Annotated in this window: 25 protein-coding genes and 1 other RNA gene; 15 read left to right on the top strand and 11 right to left on the bottom strand. The window is 67.0% G+C overall.

Translation table 11 applies throughout. The annotated features are described in order from the left end of the window. Positions 1–214 precede the first annotated feature (214 nt). The 4 genes from ompA to ssrA all read left to right on the top strand — a co-directional run bounded on the left by ompA (position 215) and on the right by ssrA (position 2,718). On the top strand, positions 215–862 hold the full coding sequence (gene ompA, locus WKW82_RS30675) for an outer membrane protein OmpA (protein WP_340346556.1): 648 nt from the start codon (positions 215–217) through the stop codon (positions 860–862). Positions 863–931: 69 nt separating this feature from the next. Then, a complete protein-coding gene (ubiG, locus tag WKW82_RS30670) occupies positions 932–1,651 on the top strand; it encodes a bifunctional 2-polyprenyl-6-hydroxyphenol methylase/3-demethylubiquinol 3-O-methyltransferase UbiG (protein WP_340346555.1) in 720 nt (239 codons plus the stop codon). Further along, a complete protein-coding gene (locus tag WKW82_RS30665) occupies positions 1,651–2,319 on the top strand; it encodes an HAD-IA family hydrolase (protein WP_340346554.1) in 669 nt (222 codons plus the stop codon). The genes ubiG and WKW82_RS30665 overlap by 1 nt, the downstream gene beginning before the upstream one ends. A 12-nt stretch (positions 2,320–2,331) precedes the next feature. Continuing rightward, positions 2,332–2,718, top strand: a transfer-messenger RNA (tmRNA) gene (gene ssrA / locus WKW82_RS30660). A gap of 280 nt (positions 2,719–2,998) precedes the next feature. Here ssrA and ccmI read toward each other — a convergent pair. The 9 genes from ccmI to ccmA all read right to left on the bottom strand — a co-directional run bounded on the left by ccmI (position 2,999) and on the right by ccmA (position 9,849). Next, complete coding sequence (gene ccmI, locus WKW82_RS30655; protein WP_340346553.1) at positions 2,999–3,991, bottom strand: c-type cytochrome biogenesis protein CcmI; 993 nt, start codon at positions 3,989–3,991, stop codon at positions 2,999–3,001. Continuing rightward, positions 3,988–4,539 carry a cytochrome c-type biogenesis protein gene (locus WKW82_RS30650; protein ID WP_340346552.1) on the bottom strand — a complete coding sequence of 184 codons (552 nt, stop codon included), beginning with the start codon at positions 4,537–4,539 and terminating at the stop codon, positions 3,988–3,990. The genes ccmI and WKW82_RS30650 overlap by 4 nt, the downstream gene beginning before the upstream one ends. Beyond that, positions 4,532–5,056 (bottom strand): DsbE family thiol:disulfide interchange protein, encoded by a 525-nt coding sequence (locus tag WKW82_RS30645; RefSeq protein ID WP_340346551.1) that lies wholly within the window; start codon positions 5,054–5,056, stop codon positions 4,532–4,534. The genes WKW82_RS30650 and WKW82_RS30645 overlap by 8 nt, the downstream gene beginning before the upstream one ends. Continuing rightward, positions 5,053–7,080, bottom strand: coding sequence for a heme lyase CcmF/NrfE family subunit (locus WKW82_RS30640; RefSeq protein ID WP_340346550.1), 2,028 nt, complete (start codon positions 7,078–7,080; stop codon positions 5,053–5,055). Before WKW82_RS30640 ends, WKW82_RS30645 begins: the two co-directional genes overlap by 4 nt. Further along, positions 7,077–7,526 carry a cytochrome c maturation protein CcmE gene (gene ccmE, locus WKW82_RS30635; protein WP_340346549.1) on the bottom strand — a complete coding sequence of 150 codons (450 nt, stop codon included), beginning with the start codon at positions 7,524–7,526 and terminating at the stop codon, positions 7,077–7,079. Before ccmE ends, WKW82_RS30640 begins: the two co-directional genes overlap by 4 nt. Beyond that, entirely contained in the window at positions 7,523–7,672 is a 150-nt protein-coding gene (gene ccmD / locus WKW82_RS30630) for a heme exporter protein CcmD (RefSeq protein WP_340346548.1), read from the bottom strand. Before ccmD ends, ccmE begins: the two co-directional genes overlap by 4 nt. Beyond that, on the bottom strand, positions 7,669–8,445 hold the full coding sequence (gene ccmC / locus WKW82_RS30625; RefSeq protein ID WP_340346547.1) for a heme ABC transporter permease CcmC: 777 nt from the start codon (positions 8,443–8,445) through the stop codon (positions 7,669–7,671). The genes ccmD and ccmC overlap by 4 nt, the downstream gene beginning before the upstream one ends. Before the next feature lie 16 nt (positions 8,446–8,461). Then, entirely contained in the window at positions 8,462–9,130 is a 669-nt protein-coding gene (gene ccmB / locus WKW82_RS30620) for a heme exporter protein CcmB (RefSeq protein WP_479694183.1), read from the bottom strand. Between the two features lie 86 nt (positions 9,131–9,216). Beyond that, positions 9,217–9,849, bottom strand: coding sequence for a cytochrome c biogenesis heme-transporting ATPase CcmA (gene ccmA / locus WKW82_RS30615; protein WP_340346545.1), 633 nt, complete (start codon positions 9,847–9,849; stop codon positions 9,217–9,219). Positions 9,850–9,886: 37 nt separating this feature from the next. Between ccmA and WKW82_RS30610 the strand changes: the two genes are divergently transcribed. Genes WKW82_RS30610 through WKW82_RS30600 form a run of 3 tightly spaced genes read left to right on the top strand, consistent with a single transcriptional unit; the run spans position 9,887 to position 12,645 of the window. Continuing rightward, a complete protein-coding gene (locus tag WKW82_RS30610) occupies positions 9,887–11,452 on the top strand; it encodes a phytoene desaturase (RefSeq protein ID WP_340346544.1) in 1,566 nt (521 codons plus the stop codon). Beyond that, positions 11,418–12,509 (top strand): phytoene/squalene synthase family protein, encoded by a 1,092-nt coding sequence (locus WKW82_RS30605; RefSeq protein WP_340346542.1) that lies wholly within the window; start codon positions 11,418–11,420, stop codon positions 12,507–12,509. Before WKW82_RS30610 ends, WKW82_RS30605 begins: the two co-directional genes overlap by 35 nt. A 13-nt stretch (positions 12,510–12,522) precedes the next feature. Next, on the top strand, positions 12,523–12,645 hold the full coding sequence (locus tag WKW82_RS30600) for a hypothetical protein (protein WP_340346540.1): 123 nt from the start codon (positions 12,523–12,525) through the stop codon (positions 12,643–12,645). Positions 12,646–12,865: 220 nt separating this feature from the next. Here the strand turns inward: WKW82_RS30600 and WKW82_RS30595 are convergent, their stop codons facing one another. Continuing rightward, positions 12,866–13,789, bottom strand: a complete 924-nt coding sequence (locus tag WKW82_RS30595; RefSeq protein WP_340346538.1) for a carotenoid 1,2-hydratase — start codon at positions 13,787–13,789, stop codon at positions 12,866–12,868. After that, positions 13,747–15,306, bottom strand: a complete 1,560-nt coding sequence (gene crtD, locus WKW82_RS30590) for a 1-hydroxycarotenoid 3,4-desaturase CrtD (protein ID WP_340346537.1) — start codon at positions 15,304–15,306, stop codon at positions 13,747–13,749. Before crtD ends, WKW82_RS30595 begins: the two co-directional genes overlap by 43 nt. Before the next feature lie 65 nt (positions 15,307–15,371). Here crtD and WKW82_RS30585 point away from each other — a divergent pair, with 65 nt between their 5' ends. The 8 genes from WKW82_RS30585 (at position 15,372) to pufA (ending at position 23,425) form a co-directional block, all read left to right on the top strand. Next, positions 15,372–16,256: a polyprenyl synthetase family protein gene (locus WKW82_RS30585; RefSeq protein WP_340346536.1), complete on the top strand. Its 885-nt coding sequence runs from the start codon at positions 15,372–15,374 to the stop codon at positions 16,254–16,256. A 94-nt stretch (positions 16,257–16,350) separates the two neighbouring features. Beyond that, positions 16,351–17,481 (top strand): methyltransferase, encoded by a 1,131-nt coding sequence (locus WKW82_RS30580; protein ID WP_340346535.1) that lies wholly within the window; start codon positions 16,351–16,353, stop codon positions 17,479–17,481. Between the two features lie 104 nt (positions 17,482–17,585). After that, entirely contained in the window at positions 17,586–18,524 is a 939-nt protein-coding gene (gene bchC, locus WKW82_RS30575; RefSeq protein WP_340346534.1) for a chlorophyll synthesis pathway protein BchC, read from the top strand. Next, positions 18,521–19,540, top strand: coding sequence for a chlorophyllide a reductase iron protein subunit X (locus WKW82_RS30570; RefSeq protein WP_340346532.1), 1,020 nt, complete (start codon positions 18,521–18,523; stop codon positions 19,538–19,540). The genes bchC and WKW82_RS30570 overlap by 4 nt, the downstream gene beginning before the upstream one ends. A 134-nt stretch (positions 19,541–19,674) precedes the next feature. Continuing rightward, positions 19,675–21,198, top strand: coding sequence for a chlorophyllide a reductase subunit Y (bchY, locus tag WKW82_RS30565; protein ID WP_340346530.1), 1,524 nt, complete (start codon positions 19,675–19,677; stop codon positions 21,196–21,198). A 166-nt stretch (positions 21,199–21,364) separates the two neighbouring features. Beyond that, a complete protein-coding gene (gene bchZ, locus WKW82_RS30560) occupies positions 21,365–22,846 on the top strand; it encodes a chlorophyllide a reductase subunit Z (protein WP_340346528.1) in 1,482 nt (493 codons plus the stop codon). A gap of 156 nt (positions 22,847–23,002) precedes the next feature. Then, a complete protein-coding gene (gene pufB, locus WKW82_RS30555; RefSeq protein WP_340346527.1) occupies positions 23,003–23,209 on the top strand; it encodes a light-harvesting antenna LH1, beta subunit in 207 nt (68 codons plus the stop codon). A 12-nt stretch (positions 23,210–23,221) separates the two neighbouring features. Further along, on the top strand, positions 23,222–23,425 hold the full coding sequence (gene pufA / locus WKW82_RS30550) for a light-harvesting antenna LH1, alpha subunit (RefSeq protein ID WP_340346526.1): 204 nt from the start codon (positions 23,222–23,224) through the stop codon (positions 23,423–23,425). Positions 23,426–23,534 lie beyond the last annotated feature (109 nt).

Here is a 23,534-nt window from a genome sequence, read left to right as displayed (position 1 = left end):
CAGACAGCAAGGAGGCGAAATTTTACGCCCCGACGGGTGTCGCACCGCAGCAACACAAGGCGGCTATTCGGGCGCCGTCCGGCGATTCCGGGGGCTGCGGCGGCCTGTTTGCCAAGGTCCCTGTGGCAGAATCGTCCCAACGTTTTGGGTGGTGGTCACTTAAAGCGTCCTTGATTCGCAGCGCGGCTGCGGCTTTTTCCCCAAGAGGAGAACCATGAAGAAACTGAATAAAGTGGCGATGATGTTTGCAGTCGCTGCGCTCGCCACTGCCGCCGGCGCGCAGACTCGTGTCACCGCAGCAAACGGCGGCCCTGTGATCGACAACTGGCAAGACAGCGCCGGACAACTGGTCTGGAAGAACGGCACGAACGAACTGTGCTGGCGCGATGCGAACTGGACGCCTGCCACCGCTGCTGTCGGTTGCGACGGTGCTCTGGTTCCCGCTCGTCCTCCTGCACCCCCGCCGGCTGCAGCGGTCGTCCCACCGCCGCCGGCACCGCCAGTCGCTTCGAAGGTCACCTTCGCTGCTGACGCGTTCTTCGACTTCGACAAGTCGGTCCTGAAGCCGGAAGGCCGCGCCAAGCTGGACGATCTGGTCTCGAAGATCAAGGGCGTGAACCTCGAAGTCATCATCGCCGTCGGCCACACCGACTCGATCGGCTCTGACGCCTACAACCAACGCCTGTCGGTCCGCCGCGCAGAAGCTGTCAAGGCCTACTTGGTCTCGAAGGGCATCGAACGCAACCGCGTCTACACCGAAGGCAAGGGCGAGAAGCAACCTGTTGCGGACAACCGCACCAAGGAAGGTCGCGCCAAGAACCGTCGCGTGGAAATCGAAGTCGTCGGTACCCGCGCCAACTAAGCAATCCGCAAGGATCTTGAGGAACCCCGCCACGGCGGGGTTTTTTTATGCGCCATTCATAATCGCGAGATGACTAATAGTTTGAATGCCGATCCGGCCGAATTGGCCAAGTTCTCGGAACTGGCACATCGCTGGTGGGATCTGGAGAGCGAATTCCGGCCGCTTCACGAAATCAATCCATTGCGGCTTGACTGGATTGACGGAATTTCCCCGATCGGTGACAAGCGCGTGCTGGACGTCGGTTGTGGCGGCGGTATCCTAGCCGATTCGATGGCGCGAAAGGGCGCCGACGTGCTCGGCATCGACCTGGCCACCAAGGCGCTCAAGGTCGCGCAACTGCACGCGCTGGAAGCCGGCACGCGCAACGTCAAGTACCGTGAGGTGAGCGCCGAGGCGATTGCGGCGGAGGCACCGGGCGCGTTCGACGTGGTCACTTGCATGGAGATGCTGGAGCACGTCCCGGACCCGGCTTCGGTCGTGCGGTCCTGCGCGACGCTGGTGAAGCCGGGTGGTTGGGTGTTCTTCTCGACCATCAACCGCAATCTCAAGGCGTTCATGCTGGCCATCGTCGGCGCTGAATACCTGCTCAACATGCTGCCGCGCGGCACGCACGAATACCAGAAGCTGATCCGTCCGAGCGAACTCGCGGCGCACTGTCGCGCAGCCGGTCTGGTGCTGCGGGAAACCCGGGGCCTGCAGCACAACCCGATCACGCGTCGGTACTGGCTCAACGATGACACCAGCGTCAACTACATGTTTGCGACCCAACGACCGCCTGCCACCCCGTGATGCCATTCCAAGAAGTCCAAGCCGTGCTGTTCGACCTCGACGGCACGCTGATCGACAGCGCGCCCGACCTGGGCGCGGCCGCTGACAAGATGCGCACCGATCGCGGCATGCCTTCGCTGGATTCGTCGCTGTACCGGCCGATGGCCGGGGCGGGCGCCCGGGGCATGTTGGGAATCGCCTTCGGCATCACGCCCGAGGCGGCGGAGTTCGAGGAGTTGCGCGAGGAGTTCTATGTAAACTACGAGACGCGCATGCTGGCGAACACCTTCATCTTCGACGGCGTGCCCGAGCTGGTCGGGGCCCTGTGCGCGCGCGGGCTCGGCTGGGGCGTGGTGACCAACAAGTCGGAGCGCTTCACCGTGCCGCTGACGCGCTCCATTCCGCTGTTCGCAAGTGCCGGCGCCATCATCAGTGGCGACACCACGCCTTTCGCAAAGCCGCATCCCGAGCCCTTGTTTGAAGCGGCGCGTCGGCTGGGTATCGATCCGGCCCGGTGCATCTATGTGGGCGACGACTATCGCGACATCCTGGCGGGGCGAGCAGCGGGAATGCAGACGGTCGCGGCGACTTACGGCTACCTGGGCGAAGAGGCCGACGCCACCCTCTGGCAGGCGCATGCGGCCATCGCTTCACCCCTGGATCTCTTGCAGGTACTCAAGCAGGCCTAGAATGGAGGGCTTGGGGCTGCACTGGTTTCGACGTGGGTTCGGAATCGCAGCGGGGCATGTCGAGCTGAATGCGCTCGTAAAACAGATTCAAACAAACTAACTGCAAACGACGAACGTTTCGCACTCGCTGCTTAATTGCCAGTGAGCTTTGCAACAGCAGGCCGATGGGCTGGGCAAGGGGGTGACAGAGCAATCTGAATCCTCCCGGCTGCAAAGATAATTACATGGGCTGGCTCCGATCCGGGTACCTTGGGTCGGGGCGAGAAAATAGGGTGCTGGCGTCCGGTTCAGCGTGTGACTGCGCGGCTCCGGAAGCGAGACTCAAATCAGATCACTAAACATGTAGAACTGCGCGAAGAAGGCTTGCGGACGGGGGTTCAAATCCCCCCAGCTCCACCAATTTCCGTCACAGACGGCCTGGTCTGGGCCGATTTTCCGCGAGTGTTGCATTGCGGCGCGCTGCGGAGCACGCGCCAGAAGGGTCCAGACCTACACCTGCTGGCTGCTTCTACCGACTACGTTTACGGCAACAGGGCGCAAGCCTCTCCAAGTCACTCCAGGAGTACGACATGAGAGCTCTTCTGCCCATCTGGATCATTGGTGCCCCCTTGGTCTGGCTTGTCTTCGACTGGATGCGATCCCCGAAGCGCTGAATCGGCGAAGCGCTGAGTGGAGGGCGTTAGCGCCCCACCTTGCTGATCGTCACGTCCACAGCGTCCCTCGATGCACCGTTGGCGGCGGATTCGCCGTGCAAGTCACCCGCCGAGGCAATGGCCTCGCCGCTGTGCGAGATGCGGGCGTAGACCACCAGGTTTTTCGCTCGTGCGAGCTTGTTCGCGTCCCCCATGGCTGCCTTGTCGTCCAGCGTGTAGGCCAGCGGCAGGTGGCGCGCAAGAAAGCGCGCGGCGGCGAGCGGCATGCCTGTGGCACCGGCTTCGCGGGCGAACACGAAAACGGTATCGGTCGGGCCGACCAGAGCGGCCAGTTCGGGCGCAAGCTTGATCGTGCCTGAGATGTGTCCCGGTGTGGAGGCACTTCCATCCGCTGCGATCGACGCCGCCACCCGAGCGCGTTCGGCCTGCAGGCTCGTGTCGTCTGGTGCAAGGGCGAGGGCGAGTGCGTAGGCTTGGCTGGCGTTGTCGTAGCGCTGGATCGCCGCGTAGGAACGCGCAACAAAGGCCCATCCCTTCGCATCGACCGTTCCGGGCGGCTGGTCTTGCATGCGCCTTGTCATGTCGTCCAGCATGCTCGCGACCTCGTCCGTTGGCAGCGCGCCTGGCAGTGGCGTGGAGGGGGCGGGGCCTTGCCGGGCGCCATCCAGGCTGCCCACGAACCCATACGTGCCGAATGCAGCGACAGGAATGCAGATGGCAAGCCACATGGCAAGCCTGCGCAACGCCGGGATTCGCGCGACAGCAGGGACGTCGAGAGAAAGCGGAGAGGCCTCCTGCAACACGCGTCGTTGCGTCTCGCTGCGCGCGGTGCGATGCTCCCCGGCATCGATCACGCCTGCGACAAGCTCCGCGTCCAGCGTGGAGAGTTGATGCTTCAGCGTCTCCAGATTCGGGTTATCGACGCCATCCGATCGACCACGCCGACCCAGTCCAGGCCCGAACAGCATCACCCAAGCCAGCAAGGTGAGCCCGACCGTCCCGCACCAGAAGCCGATCATGATTCGCCCACCCCGCCCTCGAGCAATTGCTGCACGCGTTTCCGCTCGACCGCATCCAGTTCCGCCGGACCCCCGTCGACGTTGCGACGACGCAGGGTGCGCAGCAGATAGGCGAAGGCGGCGCCGAGCATGGCGAACGGGCCGATCCAGAGCAACGCCGTCGTGGCATTGAAGGCGGGGCGGTACAGCACGAACTCGCCGTACCGTTCGACCATGTACGCCCGTATCTGGCGAGGTGACCGGCCTTGAGCAAGCTGGTGCTCGATCTGCTTGCGCAAGTCCTCGGCCAGCGATGATTGCGAGGCGGCCAGCGTCTCGTTCTGGCAGACCAGGCAACGCAGTTCGCTGGCGATGTCGTTCACGCGCGCTTCCATCGCCGGATCGGCTGCGAGTGGCTGCGCCTCGCCGGCGACCGCTGTGCCGGCCGGGAGTGATGCGATTGCCAGCGCCAGGGCGGCGAGCCATGACCTGGGCAGGCGCCGTGCAGATCCTCTTGACGGCGCACGTCCTCTCTGCGCGGAGGACTTGTTCAAGGGATTGCTACCCATCGAGCTTCCTCACCAGCGGCATGACGGTGTCGCGCAGCGTCTCGGCCGTCAGCGGGCCGATCACCTTGTGCCGGATCACGCCCTGCTTGTCGATGACGAAAGTCTCTGGCACGCCGTACACGCCGAAGTCGATGCCGACGAGTCCTTCCCGGTCCGACAGCGAGGATACGTAAGGGTTGCCGAACTTCTCCAGCCATTGCCTTGCGTCCGCAGGCTGGTCCTTGTAGTTGAGTCCGTAGATCGGCACGGCACCGGTCTTCGCGGCCTCCAGCACCAGGGGATGTTCGAGCCGGCAGGCCACGCACCAGGAGGCCCAGACGTTGAGCAGCCAGACCTTGCCGCGCATGTCCTGCGCGGACATCGTGCGGCCTTGCGATTCGAGCACCGGCAGGTTGAAGGCAGGCACGCTCTTGCCGATCAGCGGGGAGGGCACTTCCTTCGGATGCAGCGTGAGGCCGGCGGCCATGAATGCGATGAGCACGCCGAAACATAGCAAGGGCAGGGTGGTGCGTCTCATGGTTGTCTCGCTTTGCGAGTCAACGCCGTGGGAACATGCAGCCGCCATGGGGTCGGAAGGGTGGCATGGACTTGTCGCGTCGCTTGCACGGTCCGATAGCGACGGTCGAACACGGCCAGCAAGCCACCGAGCGCCATCAGCAGGCACCCGCCCCAGATCCACCCGACGAAGGGCTTGTAGTGGATGCGCATGCTCCATGCCATCGGCCCCATCGGCCCCATCGGTTCGCCGAGCGAGACGTAGAGGTCGCGCGTGAAGTGCCGATGGATGGCCGTCTCCGTCATCGGCGTGCGGTTCGCGATGTAGAGGCGCCGTTCGGGCGACATCACGGTGAGGGGTTGGCCGTTGCGGGTCACCACGAGCGTGGCCCGCGCCGCGATGTAGTTGGGGCCGCGTTGCTCGCTGACGCCCTGGAATTGGAAGACGTAGGCGCCCATCGTGACGGTCTCGCCGGGCGCAACGCGCACATCCCGCTCGACCGCGTAGCCGCCCACGATGGTCACGCCGACGATGAAGACGGCGACGCCGAAATGGGCCAGCAGCATGCCGTAGTAGCTGCCCGGTTGCGCGGCCAGTCGCAATGCCCACGACGAGGCAGGATGTGCGCGCAAGCGTGTGGCCAGGTTCAGCACGCAGGTGCTCGCGATCCACGCAGCGAGCATCAGCCCGAAGCCGACCATCGGCGTCCAGCGGCCCAGCGCGAGCGGTGCGATCACCGCGCTCGCCGCACTCACGCCGAGGGCCCAGCGCAGCCGCTTCGCGAGGTCGACGGCATCCGCACGCCGCCAGCGCGCGAGCGGACCCACGCCCATCAGGAACAGGGCCGGCGCCACCAAGGGAACGAACACGGCCTCGAAGTAGGGCGGCCCGACCGAGAGCTTGCCGAGCCCCAGCGCGTCGATGACCAGCGGATACAGCGTGCCCAGCATCACGGCGGCGCATGCGACGAGCAGCAGCACGTTGTTGGCCAATAGCATCGATTCGCGCGACATCACCGCGAAATCGCCCGACTCGCGAACCGTCGGCGCCCGCCATGCGAACAATGCGAGCGAGCCGCAGGTGACCAGCGCAAGGAAGGCGAGGATGAACACGCCACGTGTCGGGTCCGTTGCGAACGCATGCACCGAACTCAGCACCCCGGAGCGGACGAGGAAGGTGCCGAGCAGCGACAGCGAAAAGGTGACGATGGCGAGCAACGCGGTCCACGCCCGGAAGGCGCCGCGCTTCTCCGTGACGGCGAGCGAATGCATCAAGGCCGTGCCCACCAACCACGGCATCAGCGATGCGTTCTCGACCGGGTCCCAGAACCACCAGCCGCCCCAGCCGAGTTCGTAGTACGCCCAGAAGCTGCCGAGCGCGATGCCGCAAGTGAGAAAGCACCAGGCCACCGTCGTCCACGGCCGCGACCAGCGCGCCCATGACGCATCGAGCCGGCCGGAGATCAAGGCCGCCACCGCGAAGGCAAAGGCCACCACGAAGCCGACGTAGCCCATGTAGAGCATCGGCGGATGGATCACCATCCCCGGGTCTTGCAGCAGCGGTGTCAGGTCCTGGCCTTCGACCGCCGGTGGCAGCAGGCGCTCGAACGGGTTTGACGTGAACAGCGTGAACAACAGGAAGCCGCAGCTGACCAGGCCCATCACGCCGAGGATGCGTGCGACGGTGGGTGCGTCGAGCTGGCGCGAGCGCATCGCGACCGCGAGTGACCAGCCCGCAAGGATCAGGGTCCACAGCAGGATCGAGCCTTCGTGCCCGCCCCAAACGGCTGTCACGCGGTACACCGTGGGCAGCATCGAGTTGGAATGCTGCGCCACATAGAGCACCGAGAAGTCATTGCCGACGAAGGCATCCGTCAGCGCCGCGTAGGCGATGACGATGAACACGAACTGCGCGCAGGTCGCGGGTCGCGCCAATGCCATCCAGCCTGCGTCACCGCGTGCGGCCCCCACCAGCGGCACGATGGCCTGCACCAGCGCCATGACGAGTGCCAGCACGAGCGCGAAGTGGCCGAGTTCGGGGATCACGGCTCGGGTGGGTTCTGTGCCACGGGGCGAGCCTTGCGCAACGCATCGGCGGCTTCTGGCGGCATGTAGTTTTCGTCATGCTTGGCCAGCACCTGGTCGGCATGGAACACGCCGTCCATGCCCAGCCGGCCCTGCGCGACCACACCCTTGCCCTCGCGGAACAGGTCCGGCAGGAGGCCGGTGTAGACGACGGGCACCCTCTTTGCGAGATCGGTCACCACGAAGTGCACCGTCAAGCCTTGCGCGGGCCGCTGGATGCTGCCTTCTTCGACAAGGCCGCCGATCCGGAAGCCGCGCCCCAAGGGCGCTTCCTTCGCAGCGACCTGCGACGGGCTGAAGAAGAAGACCAGGTTGCTCTGGAATGCGTTGAGCACCAACGCACTCGCAATGCCCAACGCCGACAGGCCGGCAAGGATCGCCAGGCCGCGGCGGCTTCTGGCTTTCACGCCGCCCCCCCGCGCAGGTGGCGGCGGCGCGCGCGCACCTGTGCCACCTCGAATGCAAGGGCCAGCGCGGCCATGCCAAACGAGCCCCACACATACAGGCCATAGCCGCCCATTGCCACGAAGTCGCCAACGCTCTGCCAGTTCATGACGCCTCCAGCACGCGACGCGCCCACGCGGCATCGCGCTCCCGTTCCAGCATCAGGCTGCGCAAGCGCATCAGCGTGACGGCGATGCAGTAGGCCCACAGCGCGAGCACCATCACGAGCATGCCGGTGAGCATCGGCGTCGCCATGCTCGGCGCCTTCGACAAGCTGACAGAAGCGCCCTGGTGCAATGTGTTCCACCACTTCACCGAGAAGTAGATGATCGGCACGTTGACCACGCCCACGAGTGCCAGCACCGCGGCCGAGCGGTCGGCGCGCCGCAGGTCGTCGATCGCCCCGTGCAGCGACAGGAAGCCGATGTAGAGGAACAGCAGGATCAGCTCCGACGTGATCCGCGCGTCCCACACCCACCAGGCGCCCCACGTCGGCTTGCCCCACAGCGCGCCGGTCCACAACGCGAGGAAGGTCATGAGCGCACCGGTCGGCGCCAGTGCGCGCGCGAACATCGATGCGAGCCGCGCATTGAAAACCAGCCCGATGCCCGCCCAGAAGGCCATCGCCACATAGATGACCATCGACATCCATGCAGTCGGAACGTGCACGAAGATGATGCGGTAGGCATCGCCCTGCTGCGCGTCGGTGGGCGCAATGCCGAGGCCGATGACCAGGCCCGCAATACCCAGCACGGCGGCGAGCCATGCGGAGATCACCATCAACTTGCCGGCGAGCGGGTAGAAGCGCTGCGGTGCAGCGTAGGCGAACCAGTGGATCGACGTGGCGCGATGCAACGGCGCGGAACTGGAGACCAGGGCCATGGCGAGTCCTTCCTTCTCATTCGAGCGCGATGCGCAGCGCGGCGGCAGCGGCGGGCGGTGCCCCGGCCAGCGCGAGCACCAGCAGGGCGGCGAGCAGCGAGAAGTGCGCGGTAACGCCCGCACCCGTGCTGCCCGCATCGACGGCCGCCGCCCCGAAGATCAGCACGGGGATCACGAGCGGCAGCACCAGCAGTGACAGCAGCACGCCAGCGCCACGCACGCCCACGGTGAGGGCCGCGCCGATGGCGCCGACCAGGCTCAGCACCGGCGTGCCCAGCAGCAGCGAAGCGACCAGCACGCCCATGGCATCGGTCGACAGGCCGAATTGCAACGCCAGCAGCGGCGAGACCAACGCCAGCGGCAGGCCCGCGCAAAGCCAATGGGCCGTTGCCTTGCCCAGCACCAGCAAGGCGAGCGGCGTGGCGGACAACAGTTGCTGTTCCAGCGTGCCGTCCTGCAGGTCGTCCGCGAACAGGCGCGCCAGCGAAAGCATCGATGCCAGCAGCGCAGCCACCCAGACCACGCCCGGCGCCATGCGGCGCAGCAGTTCAGGCTCCGGGCCGATGGCCAGGGGGAACAGGCTCACTACGATCACGAAGAAGAACAGCGCGGCCAGCGTGTCGGTGCGGCGGCGCAAGGCCAGGCGCAGGTCGCGCGCGACGATGGTGGCCATGCCTTGCAGCACGCCAGCGTCGGCGGGCGAAGGCGCGGGCAGCGCGATCGGGTCCGCAAGCGCCGGTTGCGGTGCTACAGGCGGCAGGGTGAGGGTCGTCACAGCACCAACTCCTGCTGCGGCGTGGTCGGCTGGAGCGCGAGGTCGGCTTGGTGGCTGGTCAGCAGCACGACGCCGCCGCTCGCAACATGCGCGCTGACCAGGCCCACGAGCCAGGCTGCGGCCGTGGCGTCCAGCGCGTTGAATGGCTCGTCCAGCACCCACAGCGGGACGGCGCTCCCCAGCACCAGCCGCGCCAGCGCGACGCGGCGGCGCTGGCCCTGCGAAAGGGTGCGCACCGGGGAGCGTTCATGCCCGCGCAGGCCTGCGGCATTCAATGCCGCCGCGGCCTCTTGCTCACTGGGGCTGCCACCGGCCAGCCGCGCTGCCGTCAGCAGGTTCTCGGTCGCGCTCAGGTCGTCCTTCAATGCCGCGGCATGCCCAAGGTAGACGAGTTGTCGATGGAATTCCTCGCGCAGCGTCGCAATGCGCCCGCCGCGCCACAGCACCTCGCCGCAGGCAGGGCTCAACAGCCCGCACACCATCCGCAGCAGGCTGGTCTTGCCGGCCCCGTTGGCGCCGGTCACGCGGAGCAGGCGGCCGGCCGGCACCGAAAGGTTCAGGTGGCTGAACAAGGCGCGGCCGCTGCGCACGCAGCCGAGGTCGCGGAGTTCAAGTGCCGGCGTGGCCATATTGTCAATTTAACCTGACACTAATATTATGCGCAAGATGTTGACACTCAGATCCATTGCCAACCCGCTCATTCCGGTGGAATCCGCAGCCGGGGAAACCCACCTCCGGCCCCAGGCCATCGTGATCGGCAGCGGCTTCGGCGGGCTGGCAGCCGCCGTACGGCTCGGTGCGCGGGGCTACCGCGTCACCGTGCTGGAGAAGCTCGACGCGCCAGGCGGGAGGGCCTACGTCTACCGGCAAGACGGCTTCACTTTCGATGCGGGGCCCACCGTCATCACCGCGCCCTTCCTGTTCGAGGAACTGTGGGCCATGTGCGGCAAGCGCATGGCCGACGACGTGGACCTGCGGCCTGTGTCGCCGTTCTACCGGATCCGCTTCGACGACGGCAGCACCTTCGACTACAGCGGCGATGCCGATGCGATGCGCGCGGAGGTCCGGCGCCTGGCGCCCGACGACGTTGAAGGCTACGAGCGCTTCCTGGCGGCGAGCGAAGCCATCTACAAGGTCGGATTCGAGGAGTTGGGGCACGTTCCCTTCAGCGCATGGACCGACATGGCGCGCGCGCTGCCGCAGTTGATGAAACTGGAGGGCTACCGCACCGTCTACTCGCTGGCGAGCAAGCACGTGCGCGATACGCGGCTGCGCATGGTGCTGACCTTCCAGTCGCTGCTGGTCGGCGGCAATCCGTTCTCCACGACCTCGGTCTATTGCCTGATCGCCTTCCTGGAACGGCGCTGGGGCGTCCACTTCGCGATGGGCGGCACCGGCAGCCTGGTGAAGGGACTTGTCGGCCTGATCGAAGAGCAGGGTGGGCGCGTGCTGTGCAACCAGGCGGTGACGCAGATCCTGGTGGAAGACCGCACCGCGACCGGCGTGCGGCTGGCCAACGGCGACACGCTGAGCGCCGACGTCGTGGTCTCCAACGCCGACTCGGCCACCACCTACCGCAACCTCGTCGCGGCCCACCATCGCGAGCACTGGACCGATCGCCGCATCGAGCGCGCCAGCTATTCGATGAGCCTCTTCGTCTGGCACTTCGGCACGCGGCGCCAGTATCCGGACGTGGCGCACCACACCATCGCCATGGGCCCGCGCTACGAAAAACTGCTGGCCGACATCTTCCTTCGCAAACACCTGGCGGAGGATTTCAGCCTCTACCTGCACCGGCCCACCGCCACCGATCCCTCGCTGGCGCCACCGGGTTGCGATGCCTTCTATGTGCTGTCGCCGGTGCCGCACCTGCAAAGCGGCACCGACTGGCGAACCGAAGCCGAACCGTACCGGCTCGCGATCCAGCAGCGGCTGCAGGCGACGCTGCTGCCCGACCTGGAAAACCAGATCGTGACCTCGCGCCTGATGACGCCGCAGGACTTCCAGGACCGGCTGTCGTCGTTCCGCGGCGCGGCCTTCGGCATGGAGCCGGTGCTGAGCCAGAGCGCATGGTTCCGTCCGCACAACCGCAGCGAGGAACTGGACCGCCTGTACCTCGTGGGCGCCGGCACGCATCCTGGCGCCGGGCTGCCCGGCGTGCTGTCATCGGCCCGCATCCTCGATTCCCTGGTGCCCCATGCAGACTCCCTCGCCACTCGCCGCGCAGCCTGAGCGCGGCGCGATCGACAGCAGGGACATTGCTGCATGTCGCGCATCGCTGCGGCAGGGCTCTCGGACCTTTCTCGCGGCTTCCTTGCTGCTGCCGCGTGAGGTGCGCGAGGCGGCGTGCGCGCTCTATGCGTTCTGCCGCATGGCTGACGATGCGGTGGACGAGGGAGCGAGCAATGCCGGCGCCGTCGAGATGTTGCGAGAGCGGCTGGCGCGCGCGTACGACCCGTCGTTGCCGGTTGCGTCGCTGCCGACCTCGACCGATCGCGCGCTCGCCGCGGTGGCAGCGCGCTATGGCATCCCGCGCGCGCTGCCGGAAGCGCTCATCGAAGGCTTCGAGTGGGACGCGCAAGGACGCAGCTACGAGACGCTGGAGGAACTGCACGACTACGCCGCCCGCGTGGCCGGATCGGTCGGCGCGATGATGGCGCTGCTGATGCAGACGCGCTCGCCTGACGCGCTGGCACGCGCGTGCGACCTCGGCGTCGCCATGCAGTTGTCGAACATCGCGCGCGACGTTGGCGAAGACGCTGCCATGGGCCGCCTGTACCTGCCGAGGCGGTGGATGCGCGAGGCCGGCATCGATCCCGACGCCTGGCTGGCCCGACCTGCATTCACGCCCGCGCTGGGCTCGGTGGTGCAGAGGGTCTTGCTGGCCGCCGATGCGCTGTACCGGCGCGTTGGTGCCGGTGTCGCGCAACTGCCGCTGGGTTGCCGTCCGGGCATCAACGCCGCGCGATTCCTGTACGCGGACATCGGTTGGCAGGTCCGGCAGGGCGGCTTCGATTCGGTGAGCCGCCGGGCCGTCGTGCCGCGGTCGCGCAAGGCCTGGTCGTTGCTGCGCGCATTGCTGGCGGTCGTGCCGGTGCGATCGGTGCAGGACATGCCTGTGTTGCCTGCCAATGCCTTCCTGGTCGATGCGGTGATGGCGTCGCCGCCTGTGACGCGATTCGCGCACAGGCGTGGTGTCGGTGAGCGCGTCGTGTGGGTCATCGACCTGTTCGATCGACTGGAGCGGCAGGAGCGGGGTAAGGGGCTGCAGCCGACCGCGAGCGCCTGATGACCGAGTCGACATGAGTTCCGGCTGGATCATCACGCTGGAGGTACTGGGTGTGCTGGGTGTGCTGATCGGGCTCGCAGGTTGGGAGCTCTATGCCTTGCGGCGCGATCGCATGAAAGACCGTGAACGCGAATGAGCGTGACGTTAGCCGCATCGCATGAGACCCGACGGGTTCATGAGTCTCGGGCCCGTGCCGAGGCCACTGGGTATCTCCCTCCGCGAATGTCCCCCGCCTTCGGCTCCTCCTTTATTTCGCTGCGGGAGACACCCAGCACCCTCGGCACGTGGAACGTGCGTGAGCCCGCCGCAAGACCCAAGTTCCCGGCTTCAGGCGTATGAAGGGCGCACGATCCATTTCAAGCGTTGCGCGGCATCCTGAAAGGCAACATCCACTGGCACCAGGGCGCTGCGAAGCGTTCGAGCGAGAGGCTTTCGTGAACCGCCGTCACGCGTTCGCCGAGCAGGTGCGATTCAATCAGGCTGCGGGAATAGAAGGGGGCGTCCTCGAAGGTCTGGAGCACTTTGGGTGCATGGCCGGCGGTGCTGCGCGTCGACCGGTCCATGCGCCATCCGGTGCGCGGAAGTGCGGCACGGCCCGGTGGTTCGAAGGCCTCGATGCCACCCGACGGATCGAAGGCCACGGCCAGCGAAAGGGGTTCCGCATCGCGTCGGGTAACGTCATAGAGCACCACAGTGCGCCCGTCCCTCAGCGTGCCGCGCGACCATTCCCATGCCGGGAAGTCCTGTTCGAGCGGACGTGTACCGGTGTTGGAATCCAGGTAGCCCGTGCCGCGCCACTTCAGTGACGGATGGCTCAGCGCGACCTCGACCCTCGCGCAAGGTGCGATCGGGCGCCAGTGATGATGGGCTGTGTCATCCAGTGCGAATGATCGGGCGACGATCGCAGCCGGATGCACGCGCACCTGTCCCCGCAGCCGCGACGGAATCGGCACCGTCACCTCATCGATGTCGAACACCAGCACATCGCCGTCCCACCGCATGATGCTCGGCCCGATGCGCAGCGTCGTGGCATCTCGCTGCACGCTGCGTCGCCCCCGCTCCGTCATGGCCCAGCGGTTGTCGCTGCGCGCATCGCCATAGAGCGCGACGTTGAGCGCGCAATGGTCCAGCGGGTCCGCCGCGCCGCCGGCCGCACGGCGCCTGGCGCGCGCGTAGTAGGGCGAGAACACGCTGCCGACGAAGCCGATGATCGTGAGGCCGTGCCGGCCGTCATCGCTCAGGGCGTCGACATACCACCAGGCATAGCCACCGGGTGCCACCGGTGCGTCGAAGCGCGGTCGGCCATCACGCTCTGCGCTGCCAGGCGCCCCGACAGTGCAGCCATCGGCACGCCCGGGCCCGGGTGCGTGCTGCCCCCCGCCAGGTAGAGCCCCGGCAGCCGGCTGCGCGAGCCCGGTCGGCTGAAGGATGCAGCCCAGCCGTGCGAAGCCGGGCCATACAGCGCGCCGCCCGTCCCCGGGAATAGCGTGTTGAACTGTTCGGGCGTCGTCACCTGCTGCTGGTCGGGCGGGCAACCCAGCTGCAGGCCGCAGCGTTCCAGGCGGTCGAAGGTTCGCGCTTGGCATCGGTCGATCTCCTTGCGTGTGAGCGGGCGGGTATCGCCCGAAGGCGGCGCGTTGACGATGCACAGCAAGCGCTCGGCACCGGGCGGCGGCACATCGTCATGGGCTGCGCGGTCCTGGGCGCAGACGTACACCGTGGGGTCGGTCGGCAGGCGATCGTGGCGGAGGATGTCGTTGAACTCGGCGGCATAGTCGTTCGAGAAGAACACGGTGTGCCGCAGCAAGGGGAAGCCGCGCGCCTCGGCCAGCAGGTTGAAGGTCAATGCCGAGAGCGAACGCGCCTTGTCGGCCTTGGGCTTCTGTGCCGCAGCGGCGTCCGGGCCGAGCAGCCCGCGGCCGAGCGCCTCGACGTCGCCGTTGAACACCACGGCATCGGCTTCGATGACTTCGCCGCCGGCCAGTCGCACGCCGATCGCGCGGCCCGACTCGACCACGATTTCGTCCACGTGCGCTCCGTAGCGGAAACGGGCGCCACGCGCGGTCGCGAGTTGCGCGAGCATCTGCGCGATGCGGTGCATGCCGCCCTCGACCAGCCAGACGCCATCCTGCTCGACATGCGCGACCAGCATCAGCGTGGCCGGCGCGAGCCAGGGCGACGATCCGCAGTAGGTGGCGTAGCGTCCGAAGAGCTGTTGCAGGCGCGCGTCGCGAAAGTAGCCGCCGAGTTCCGTCCACAGCGTGGCGAAGGGCGAAATCCGCGCCAGGGCTGGAAGGCCGCGCAAACCCGCGCGTGCGACGAGCGACAGCGGCGTGGGCCGCGTCCCGCGCAGGAAGGACGCTTCCAGCGTGCCGTAGATCTCCCGGGCGCGCGCGCAGAAGGCTCGGTAGCCTCGTGCCTCTCCCGGCCCTGCGAAGGTGCCGATGGCTTCCGCGCTGCGTTCGATGTCGGAAAACATGTCGAGCGGTGATGAAGCGTCCCAGGCGTGGCGGGCCAGCACTTCGGCACGCGTGAGCCGCAGGTGATCGTCCAGCTGCGTGCCGGCGTGCGCCAGGAGTTCGTCAAGGACCCAGCGCATGGTGAACACGGTCGGTCCCGCGTCCATGCGCGCGCCGCCGACCTCGACCTCGCGCATCTTCCCGCCGGGCTGCAGCGCACGCTCGAGCACCAGCACGTCGACACCGCGCGCCGCCAGGTCCAGCGCCGCGGCAAGGCCTCCGACACCCGCGCCGACCACGACCACCCGGGCATCTGATTGTTGACGTTGCACCGTCATGTGTCTATTCTATCTGACACTATTAATAGACAAACAAAAATTACACAAACGAGAGGTGCCATGCCATGAAGCCGTTGACACGCATCGAACATTTCCTGGCCGAGGCCATTTCGCAGGGCGAGGCACCGGGTTGCCCGCCGAAGCTGATGGGCGCGGTGCGCCACGCGGTGTTTCCAGGCGGCGCGCGCGTGCGGCCGCAGTTGTGCCTGGCCGTGGCTGCGGCTTGCGGGGATGACGACCCCGAGCTCTCCAATGCGACCGCCTGCGCGATCGAGTTGCTGCACTGCGCTTCGCTGGTCCATGACGACATGCCGTGCTTCGACAACGCGGCGACCCGCCGGGGTCGCGCGTCGGTCCACTTCGCCTATGGAGAAAGCCTCGCACTGCTCGCGGGCGATGCGCTGATCATCCTGGCCTTCCAGACGCTGGCGGTCGCCGCGACCCATTCCCCGCAGCGTCTGCCCGCACTGCTGGCCATGGTCGCGAGCAGCGTCGGCATGCCCTATGGCGCCGTGGCGGGCCAGGCCTGGGAGTGCGAGCCGCGCATCAACCTGCGCGACTACCAGCGGGCCAAGACCGGCGCGCTGTTCGCGGCGGCCACCATGGGCGGCGCGCAGGCGGCCGGGGTCGACCCCACGCCGTGGCGCGACTTCGGCGACTGGCTGGGCGAGGCGTACCAGGCCGCGGACGACATCCGCGACGTGGTCGGCGACCCGCGCGTGCTGGGCAAGCCGGTGGGCCGCGACGTGGCGCTGGTGCGGCCGAGCGCCGCGACCGAACTGGGCCTGGAAGGCGCGGTGGCGTACTTCGACCAGTTGGTGAGCCGGGCTATCGAGGCGGTGCCGGAGTGCAGCGGTGCCGAGGCACTGCGTACCTTGATCCGCGACCAGTCCGAACGGCTGGTGCCCAAGGCCAGCACCGCGGAATTCCTGCGAACGGCGGCGGTTTGAGCCGACTCCCTTCAACGAGGTGCGAAGCGTGCAGGCCATGCCGGCGACAGCCGATCCCCTGAGGCGCCCCTCGCGCCCATGGCCTGGCATCCTGGTGGACCGCTGGCTTGCCTTGCGCGATCGTCTGCTGGCGAGCCGCAGCTTCCAGCGACGTGCCGCAGCCTTTGCGCCGACGGCCCCCATTGCACACAAGCGGGCGGGCGAACTCTTCGACCTGGTGGCTGGCTTCGTCTATTCGCAGGTGTTGCTGGCGTGCGTGCAGTTGCGTCTGTTCGATGCGCTCGCGGAAGGGCCGCAGACGCTGGAGGCGCTTTCAGGGCGGCTGGCGTTGCCGGGCGAATCCACCGAGCGACTGATGGCCGCAGCCGTCGCCTTGCGATTGGTCGAGCGACGCGGCGACGGGCGCTTCGGGCTGGGGTCGCTGGGTGCGCCGATGGTCGGCAACACGGCAATTGCGGCGATGGTCGAGCATCACGCGGCGTTGTATGCCGACCTGGCCGATCCGGTCGCATTGCTGCGCGGACAGCGCGCCGCGTCTTCGCTGGCGCGCTACTGGCCCTACGCGGATGAAGCGTCGCCCGGTGAACTATCGGTCGCGAGCGTCGCCGGGTATTCGGCGCTCATGTCCGCGTCGCAGCCGCTGGTGGCCGACGAGATCCTGGACGCTTACCCGCTCGACGGACACCGGTGCCTGCTCGATGTGGGTGGTGGCGAAGGTGGCTTCCTTGCCAGCGCGGCGCTGCGCGCGCCTGCCTTGCAACTCATGCTGTTCGACCTGCCGGCGGTCGTCGAGCGCGCGCGTGCGCGGCGCGATGCAGCCGGCCTGACGCACCGCATGCAGCTCTTCGGCGGGAGCTTTCTCACGGACCGGTTGCCCGAAGGTGCCGATGTCGCCTCGCTGGTGCGCGTGATCCACGACCACGACGACGCGACGGCCCTGCACATCCTGCGTGCCGTGCGTCGTGCACTGCCCGCCGGCGGCACGTTGCTGCTGGCCGAGCCCATGGCCGGCACGCCAGGGGCCGAGGCGATGGGCGACGCGTACTTCGGCTTCTACCTGTTGGCAATGGGCCGCGGTCGCCCGAGAAGCGCCGCGGCGCTGCGTTCGATGCTGCTGGCCGCCGGGTTCGACAGGGTGCGCCAGGTAAAGACACGCATGCCGTTGCAAACAGGCCTGTTGATTGCGCACGTGGGTATTGCGTCAGCTGCCGCTAAGGGTGTGTAATCAAAAATGGACACTATCAGTAGTCAAAGAAAAATGACATCCAAGAAACAGGCAATGGCGTCTCACCCGAAGGACCGTTCCGCAGCGGCCCGGAGGTCCCCAGCATGAACACCCTCGCGGTGGTGCTCCAGCAGCCCCGTCAGCTCACCTTGAGCCACCTGCCGCTGACGGAGGCCGGTGACGAAGACGTGGTCGTCGACATCGACTGGAGCGGCATCAGCACCGGGACCGAACGGCTGCTGTGGTCGGGCCGCATGCCGCAGTTTCCGGGCATGGGCTATCCGCTGGTGCCGGGCTACGAGTCGGTCGGCCGCATCCGCAGCGCGGGTAAGCACTCGGGTGCGAAGGTGGGGGACTGCGTGTTCGTGCCGGGCGCCAAGTGCTTTGGGGATGTGCGCGGGTTGTTCGGCGGCGCGGCGTCCACGGTGGTGCTGCCGGGTGCGCGCACGCTGGCCTTCGATGCCAGTTTCCGCGAGCAGGGTGTGTTGCTGGCGCTGGCCGCCACGGCTTATCACGTGAGCGCGTCCGCGGGTGGCCAGCAGCCCGACCTGATCGTCGGCCATGGCGTGCTCGGGCGCATGGTGGCACGCATCGCGGTGGCCGCCGGAGCGTCGCCGCTCGTCTGGGAGACCAGCGCGCCTCGCCGCAACGGCGCGCAAGGCTACGAGGTGTTCGACCCCGCGGAAGATTCACGCCGCGACTACCGGTCCATCTGCGACGTCAGCGGCGATGCCTCGCTGCTCGACACGCTGATCAGCCGCCTGGCGCCCGGCGGAGAGATCGTGTTGGCGGGCTTCTACGACGCGCGCTTGTCCTTCAACTTCCCGCCCGCCTTCATGCGCGAGGCGCGACTGCGGGTCGCCGCGCAATGGCAACCGCAAGACCTGGTGGCGGTGAAGGAACTCATCGAATCCGGCCGCTTGTCGCTGGACGGATTGATCACCCATCGCGCGGACGCGGTCGACGCCGACAGCGCCTATCGCACCGCATTCGGCGATCCCGCCTGCCTGAAGATGGTCCTGGACTGGAGAGGCTGCAGATGACGACGAACCATGTGATCGCCGAGGGAACGCCGGTGCGGTTCATGCAGCAGACCGCGCTGCGTGCGGAAGCCGCGATCGAACCCGATGCTGTGGCGACGGCGCCGCCCACCAAGGAGACGCAGATCATCGCGATCTACGGCAAGGGCGGCATCGGCAAGAGCTTCACGCTGGCCAACCTCTCCTACATGATGGCGCAGCAGGGCAAGAAGGTGCTGCTCATCGGCTGCGATCCGAAGAGCGACACCACCTCGCTGCTGTTCGGCGGCAGGGCCTGCCCGACCATCATCGAGACCTCGTCGAAGAAGAAGCTCGCCGGGGAGGCGGTGGCCATCGGCGATGTCTGCTTCAAGCGCGACGGCGTCTATGCGATGGAACTCGGTGGTCCCGAAGTCGGACGCGGTTGCGGCGGGCGCGGGATCATCCACGGCTTCGAACTGCTGGAGAAGCTGGGCTTCCACGAATGGGGCTTCGACTACGTTCTGCTCGACTTCCTCGGCGACGTGGTGTGCGGCGGTTTCGGTTTGCCGATTGCGCGCGACATGTGCCAGAAGGTGATCGTGGTCGCGAGCAATGACCTGCAGTCGCTCTACGTGGCCAACAACGTCTGCTCGGCGGTCGAGTACTTCCGCAAGCTGGGCGGCAATGTCGGCGTGGCGGGCATGGTGATCAACCGCGACGACGGCACGGGCGAGGCGGCCTCGTTCGCTGAGAAGGTCGGCATCCCGGTGCTCTCGACCATTCCGGCCAATGACGACATCCGCCGCAAGAGCGCGAGCTACGAAATCATCGGCGTGCCGGGCGGCGCTTGGGGGCCGATGTTCGCGGAGCTGGCGGAGAACGTCGGCACCTCGTTGCCGGTGCGGCCGAAGCCGATGACGCAGGACCAGTTGCTGGGCTTGTTCGCAGCCGACACGGTGGGCCGCAACGTGGTGCTGGAGCCGGCCACGCAGTTCGACATGTGTGGCAAGCGGGAAGTGGTGAAGGAAACGCTCGAGGTGGTCTATGACGAGGCTTGAGTCTTACTCCCTCTCCCTTTGGGAGAGGGTTGGGGTGAGGGCAGGCGGTCATGACTGACGCGATCGTTGGCGTTGCTCGCCCCTCACCCCAACCCTCTCCCCAGAGGGGCGAGGGAGTGATACCGATCGTTCCGGTGCGCAATCCGACTGCGCTCGAAGGCGACGGCATGGGCTGTCATTCGGGCGGCGACGCGATGCTGGCCGCAGCCAAGGCGGCCGGCAAGTCCGCCATGCTGGACCAGTACGCCAAGGACTATCCGCGCGACGAAAAGGCCGGTCCGCACGACCAGCCCCAAAGCATGTGTCCCGCCTTCGGCGCCCTGCGCGTCGGCCTGCGCATGCGCCGCACCTCGACCATCCTGTCGGGCTCCGCCTGCTGCGTCTACGGCCTGACCTTCACCTCGCATTTCTACGGCGCCAAGCGCAGCGTCGGCTACGTCCCCTTCAACTCCGAAACGCTCGTCACCGGCAAGCTCTTCGAAGACATCCGCGAGGCCGTCTACAAGCAGGCCGACCCTGCGAACTACGACGCCATCGTCATCATCAACCTCTGCGTGCCGACGGCCAGCGGCGTGCCCTTGCAGATCCTGCCGAAGGAGATCAACGGCGTGCGCATCATCGGCATCGACGTGCCGGGCTTCGGCGTGCCGACGCATGCGGAAGCCAAGGACGTGCTGGCCGGTGCGATGCTGAAGTACGCACGCGCCGAGGTCATGGCCGGCCCGGTGCAGGCGCCGCGCAACGGCAAGACCGACAAGCCCACCATCACGCTGCTCGGCGAGATGTTCCCGGCGGACCCGGTGATCATCGGCCGCATGCTGGAGCCGATGGGCCTGGCCGCCGGCCCTGTGGTGCCGACGCGCGAGTGGCGCGAGTTGTATGCGGCGCTGGACTGCGTGGCGGTGGCTGCGGTTCATCCGTTCTACACAGCGAGCCTTCGGGAGTTCGATGCGGCGGGACGCGCGATCGTCGGCTCTGCGCCTGTCGGGCATGACGGCACGGAAGCCTGGTTGCAAGCCATCGGCGCAGCGGCGAATGTGCCGCAGGCGAGCATCGATGCAGTCAAGAACATGATGCTGCCCGCCATCAAGGGCGCACTGGCGAGGATGCCGATCAAGGGTCGCATCACGCTGAGCGGCTACGAAGGATCGGAGCTGTTGGTCGGCCGCCTGCTGGTCGAGAGCGGTGCGGACCTGCGCTACGTCGGTACCGCATGCCCACGCACCGTCTGGAGCGATGCGGACCGCGAATGGCTCGAGGCCAAGGGCGTGCATGTGCAGTTCCGTGCTTCGCTCGAACAGGACCTGGCGGCGATGCACGAATGGAAGCCCGACGTTGCCATCGGCACGACGCCGGTCGTGCAGGCGGCGAAGGAACTGTGCACGCCGGCGCTGTACTTCACCAACCTGATTTCAGCGCGCCCGTTGATGGGCCCGGCCGGTGCCGGCTCGCTGGCGACGGTGATCAATGCCGCGATCGGCAACAAGGCCCGCTTCGAGCAGATGAAGGCCTTCTTCGGTGATGCCGGTTCGGGGCATTCCTCTGGCGTATGGGAAGGCGCAAGCGGCGTGCCGCAGGACCGCCCCGACTTCAAGGCCGACACACGGCGCCAGGCCATCAAGGCAGCGAAGAAGCGCAAGGCCGAGGAGATGATATGAACTGCGCCGACTCCTCCTTTGCTTCGGTGCGTGGTGCGCTCTCGCTCCTTCCCCCTCTGGGGGAAGGTTGGGATGGGGGCAGACGCCGCTTGAATATCGACCGCTGCGTGCCCCCACCCCAACCCTCCCCCAGTGGGGGAGGGAGACATATCCGGGGGAGCCGCTGATGCTGGTCCTCGACCACGATCGCGCCGGCGGCTACTGGGGTGCCGTGTACGTCTTCACGGCCATCAAGGGCTTGCAGGTCGTCATCGACGGGCCGGTGGGTTGCGAGAACCTGCCGGTGACTTCGGTGCTGCACTACACCGACGCCTTGCCGCCGCATGAACTGCCGATCGTCGTCACCGGCCTTGCCGAAGAACAGCTCGGCCGCGAAGGCACCGAAGCCTCGATGCGCCGCGCCCATGCAGCGCTGGACCCGGACCTGCCTTCCGTCGTGGTCACAGGCTCCATCGCCGAGATGATCGGCGGCGGCGTCACGCCATCGGGCACCACCATCCAGCGCTTCCTGCCGCGCACCATCGACGAGGACCAGTGGCAATGCGCCAATCGCGCGATGTACTGGCTCTGGTCCGAGTACGGCACCAAGCACGTGCCCGCGCGCAAGCCCTACGCGGAACGATCGCCGGGCGAGAAGCCGCGCGTCAACATCATCGGACCGAGCTACGGCATGTTCAACGGGCCCAGCGACCTGGCCGAGATCCGCAGGCTGGTGCAAGGCATCGGTGCCGAGGTCAACATGGTGTTCCCGCTCGGCAGCCACCTGGCGGACGTGTCGCGGCTCGTGGAGGCGGATGCCAACATCTGCATGTACCGCGAGTTCGGCCGCATGCTGTGCGAGGCGCTGGAGCGTCCGTATCTGCAAGCGCCCATCGGCCTTCACAGCACGACCAAGTTCTTGCGCTCCCTCGGCGAGTTGCTGCACCTCGACCCCGAGCCCTTCATCGAGCGCGAGAAGCACAGCACCATCAAGCCCATCTGGGACCTGTGGCGCTCGGTGACGCAGGACTTCTTCGGCACCGCCAACTTCGCCGTGGTGGCCAACGAGACCTACACGCGCGGCATCCGCCACTTCCTCGAGGACGAGATGGGCCTGCCGTGCAACTTCGCCGTCTCGCGCGTTGCCGGCGCCAAGACCGACAACGCAGAGACGCGGCGCCTCGTGCACGAGAAGCCGCCGCTCGTCATGTACGGCAGCTACAACGAGCGCATGTACCTGGCCGAGTCCGGTGGCGGCGGGATGATGAAGGCGACCTTCATCCCCGCGTCGTTCCCGCTGCCGATCATCCGGCGCCACACGGGAACGCCGTTCATGGGCTATGCCGGGGCCACGTACATCGTGCAGGAGTTCTGCAACGCGCTGTTCGATGCGCTGTTCCACATCCTGCCGCTTGGCACCGACCTGGACCGCGTCGACCCGACACCGGCGCGACTCGATGCGCAGGCGAGCAACAGCCCGTGGGACGACGACGCGCAACAGTTGCTCAACGACTTCGTCGAGACCGAGCCAGTGCTGGTGCAGATCTCCGCCGCCAAGCGCCTGCGCGATCGCGCCGAAAGCGATGCACGCCGCGCCGGCGAATCACGCATCACCGCCAGCCGCGTCGAGCACGCACGCGATGCGCTGAGGCAAGGAGCCCCGGCATGAAGAACATCCAACAAGAACCTGGCGGGCCACGCGGCCCACCGAAGAAGTTGTCGCGGCTTCGGCCGTTGCAATCCCTGCCGCGGGGGAAGTGCGCGGTGCCTGGCCGCGAGGCCATTCTGGAGAGAAAACATGGTCCCTAGAGATAGAGAGGGCTCCTTGTCCGGTCTGACCGAGCAGGAAGCCAAGGAGTTTCACGGCATCTTCATGACGAGCTTCATCATCTTCACGCTGATCGCGGTTGTCGCCCATTTCCTGGCGTGGCAATGGCGGCCGTGGCTGCCGGGTGCGGGCGGATACACGGCGATCGTCAACGACGCGAAAGACGTCGTGCTGGCGGCGCTGTCCATCGGCTTCAACGCCTAGAGGAGAGAAGACATGTGGCGAATCTGGATGCTGTTCGATCCACGCAGGACGTTGATCGCCCTGTTCACGTTCCTGTTCGTCTTGGCGCTGGTGATTCACTTCATCCTGCTGAGCACGGACCGGTTCAACTGGCTCGAAGGTCCACGCAAGAGCGTTCCGGTCGCAGCGCAGATGGCACCGATGCCAGCGCCCGCGACGGCACCGACCGGCAAATAGCTGGCCTGGTTGTCCACACGCAGTCGGGGTTCGGGCCGGTGGCCCGGCCCCCGCTGCCATGAACAGATCGGCAAGGAGCGGCCGCCCGCGGTCGTGTCCTGACTTGGGG

Source organism: Variovorax rhizosphaerae, assembly GCF_037889975.1.
GTDB lineage: Bacteria > Pseudomonadota > Gammaproteobacteria > Burkholderiales > Burkholderiaceae_C > Variovorax > Variovorax rhizosphaerae.
Note: the sequence above shows the minus strand (reverse complement) of the source record. Positions and strands in the feature narration are given on the sequence as shown.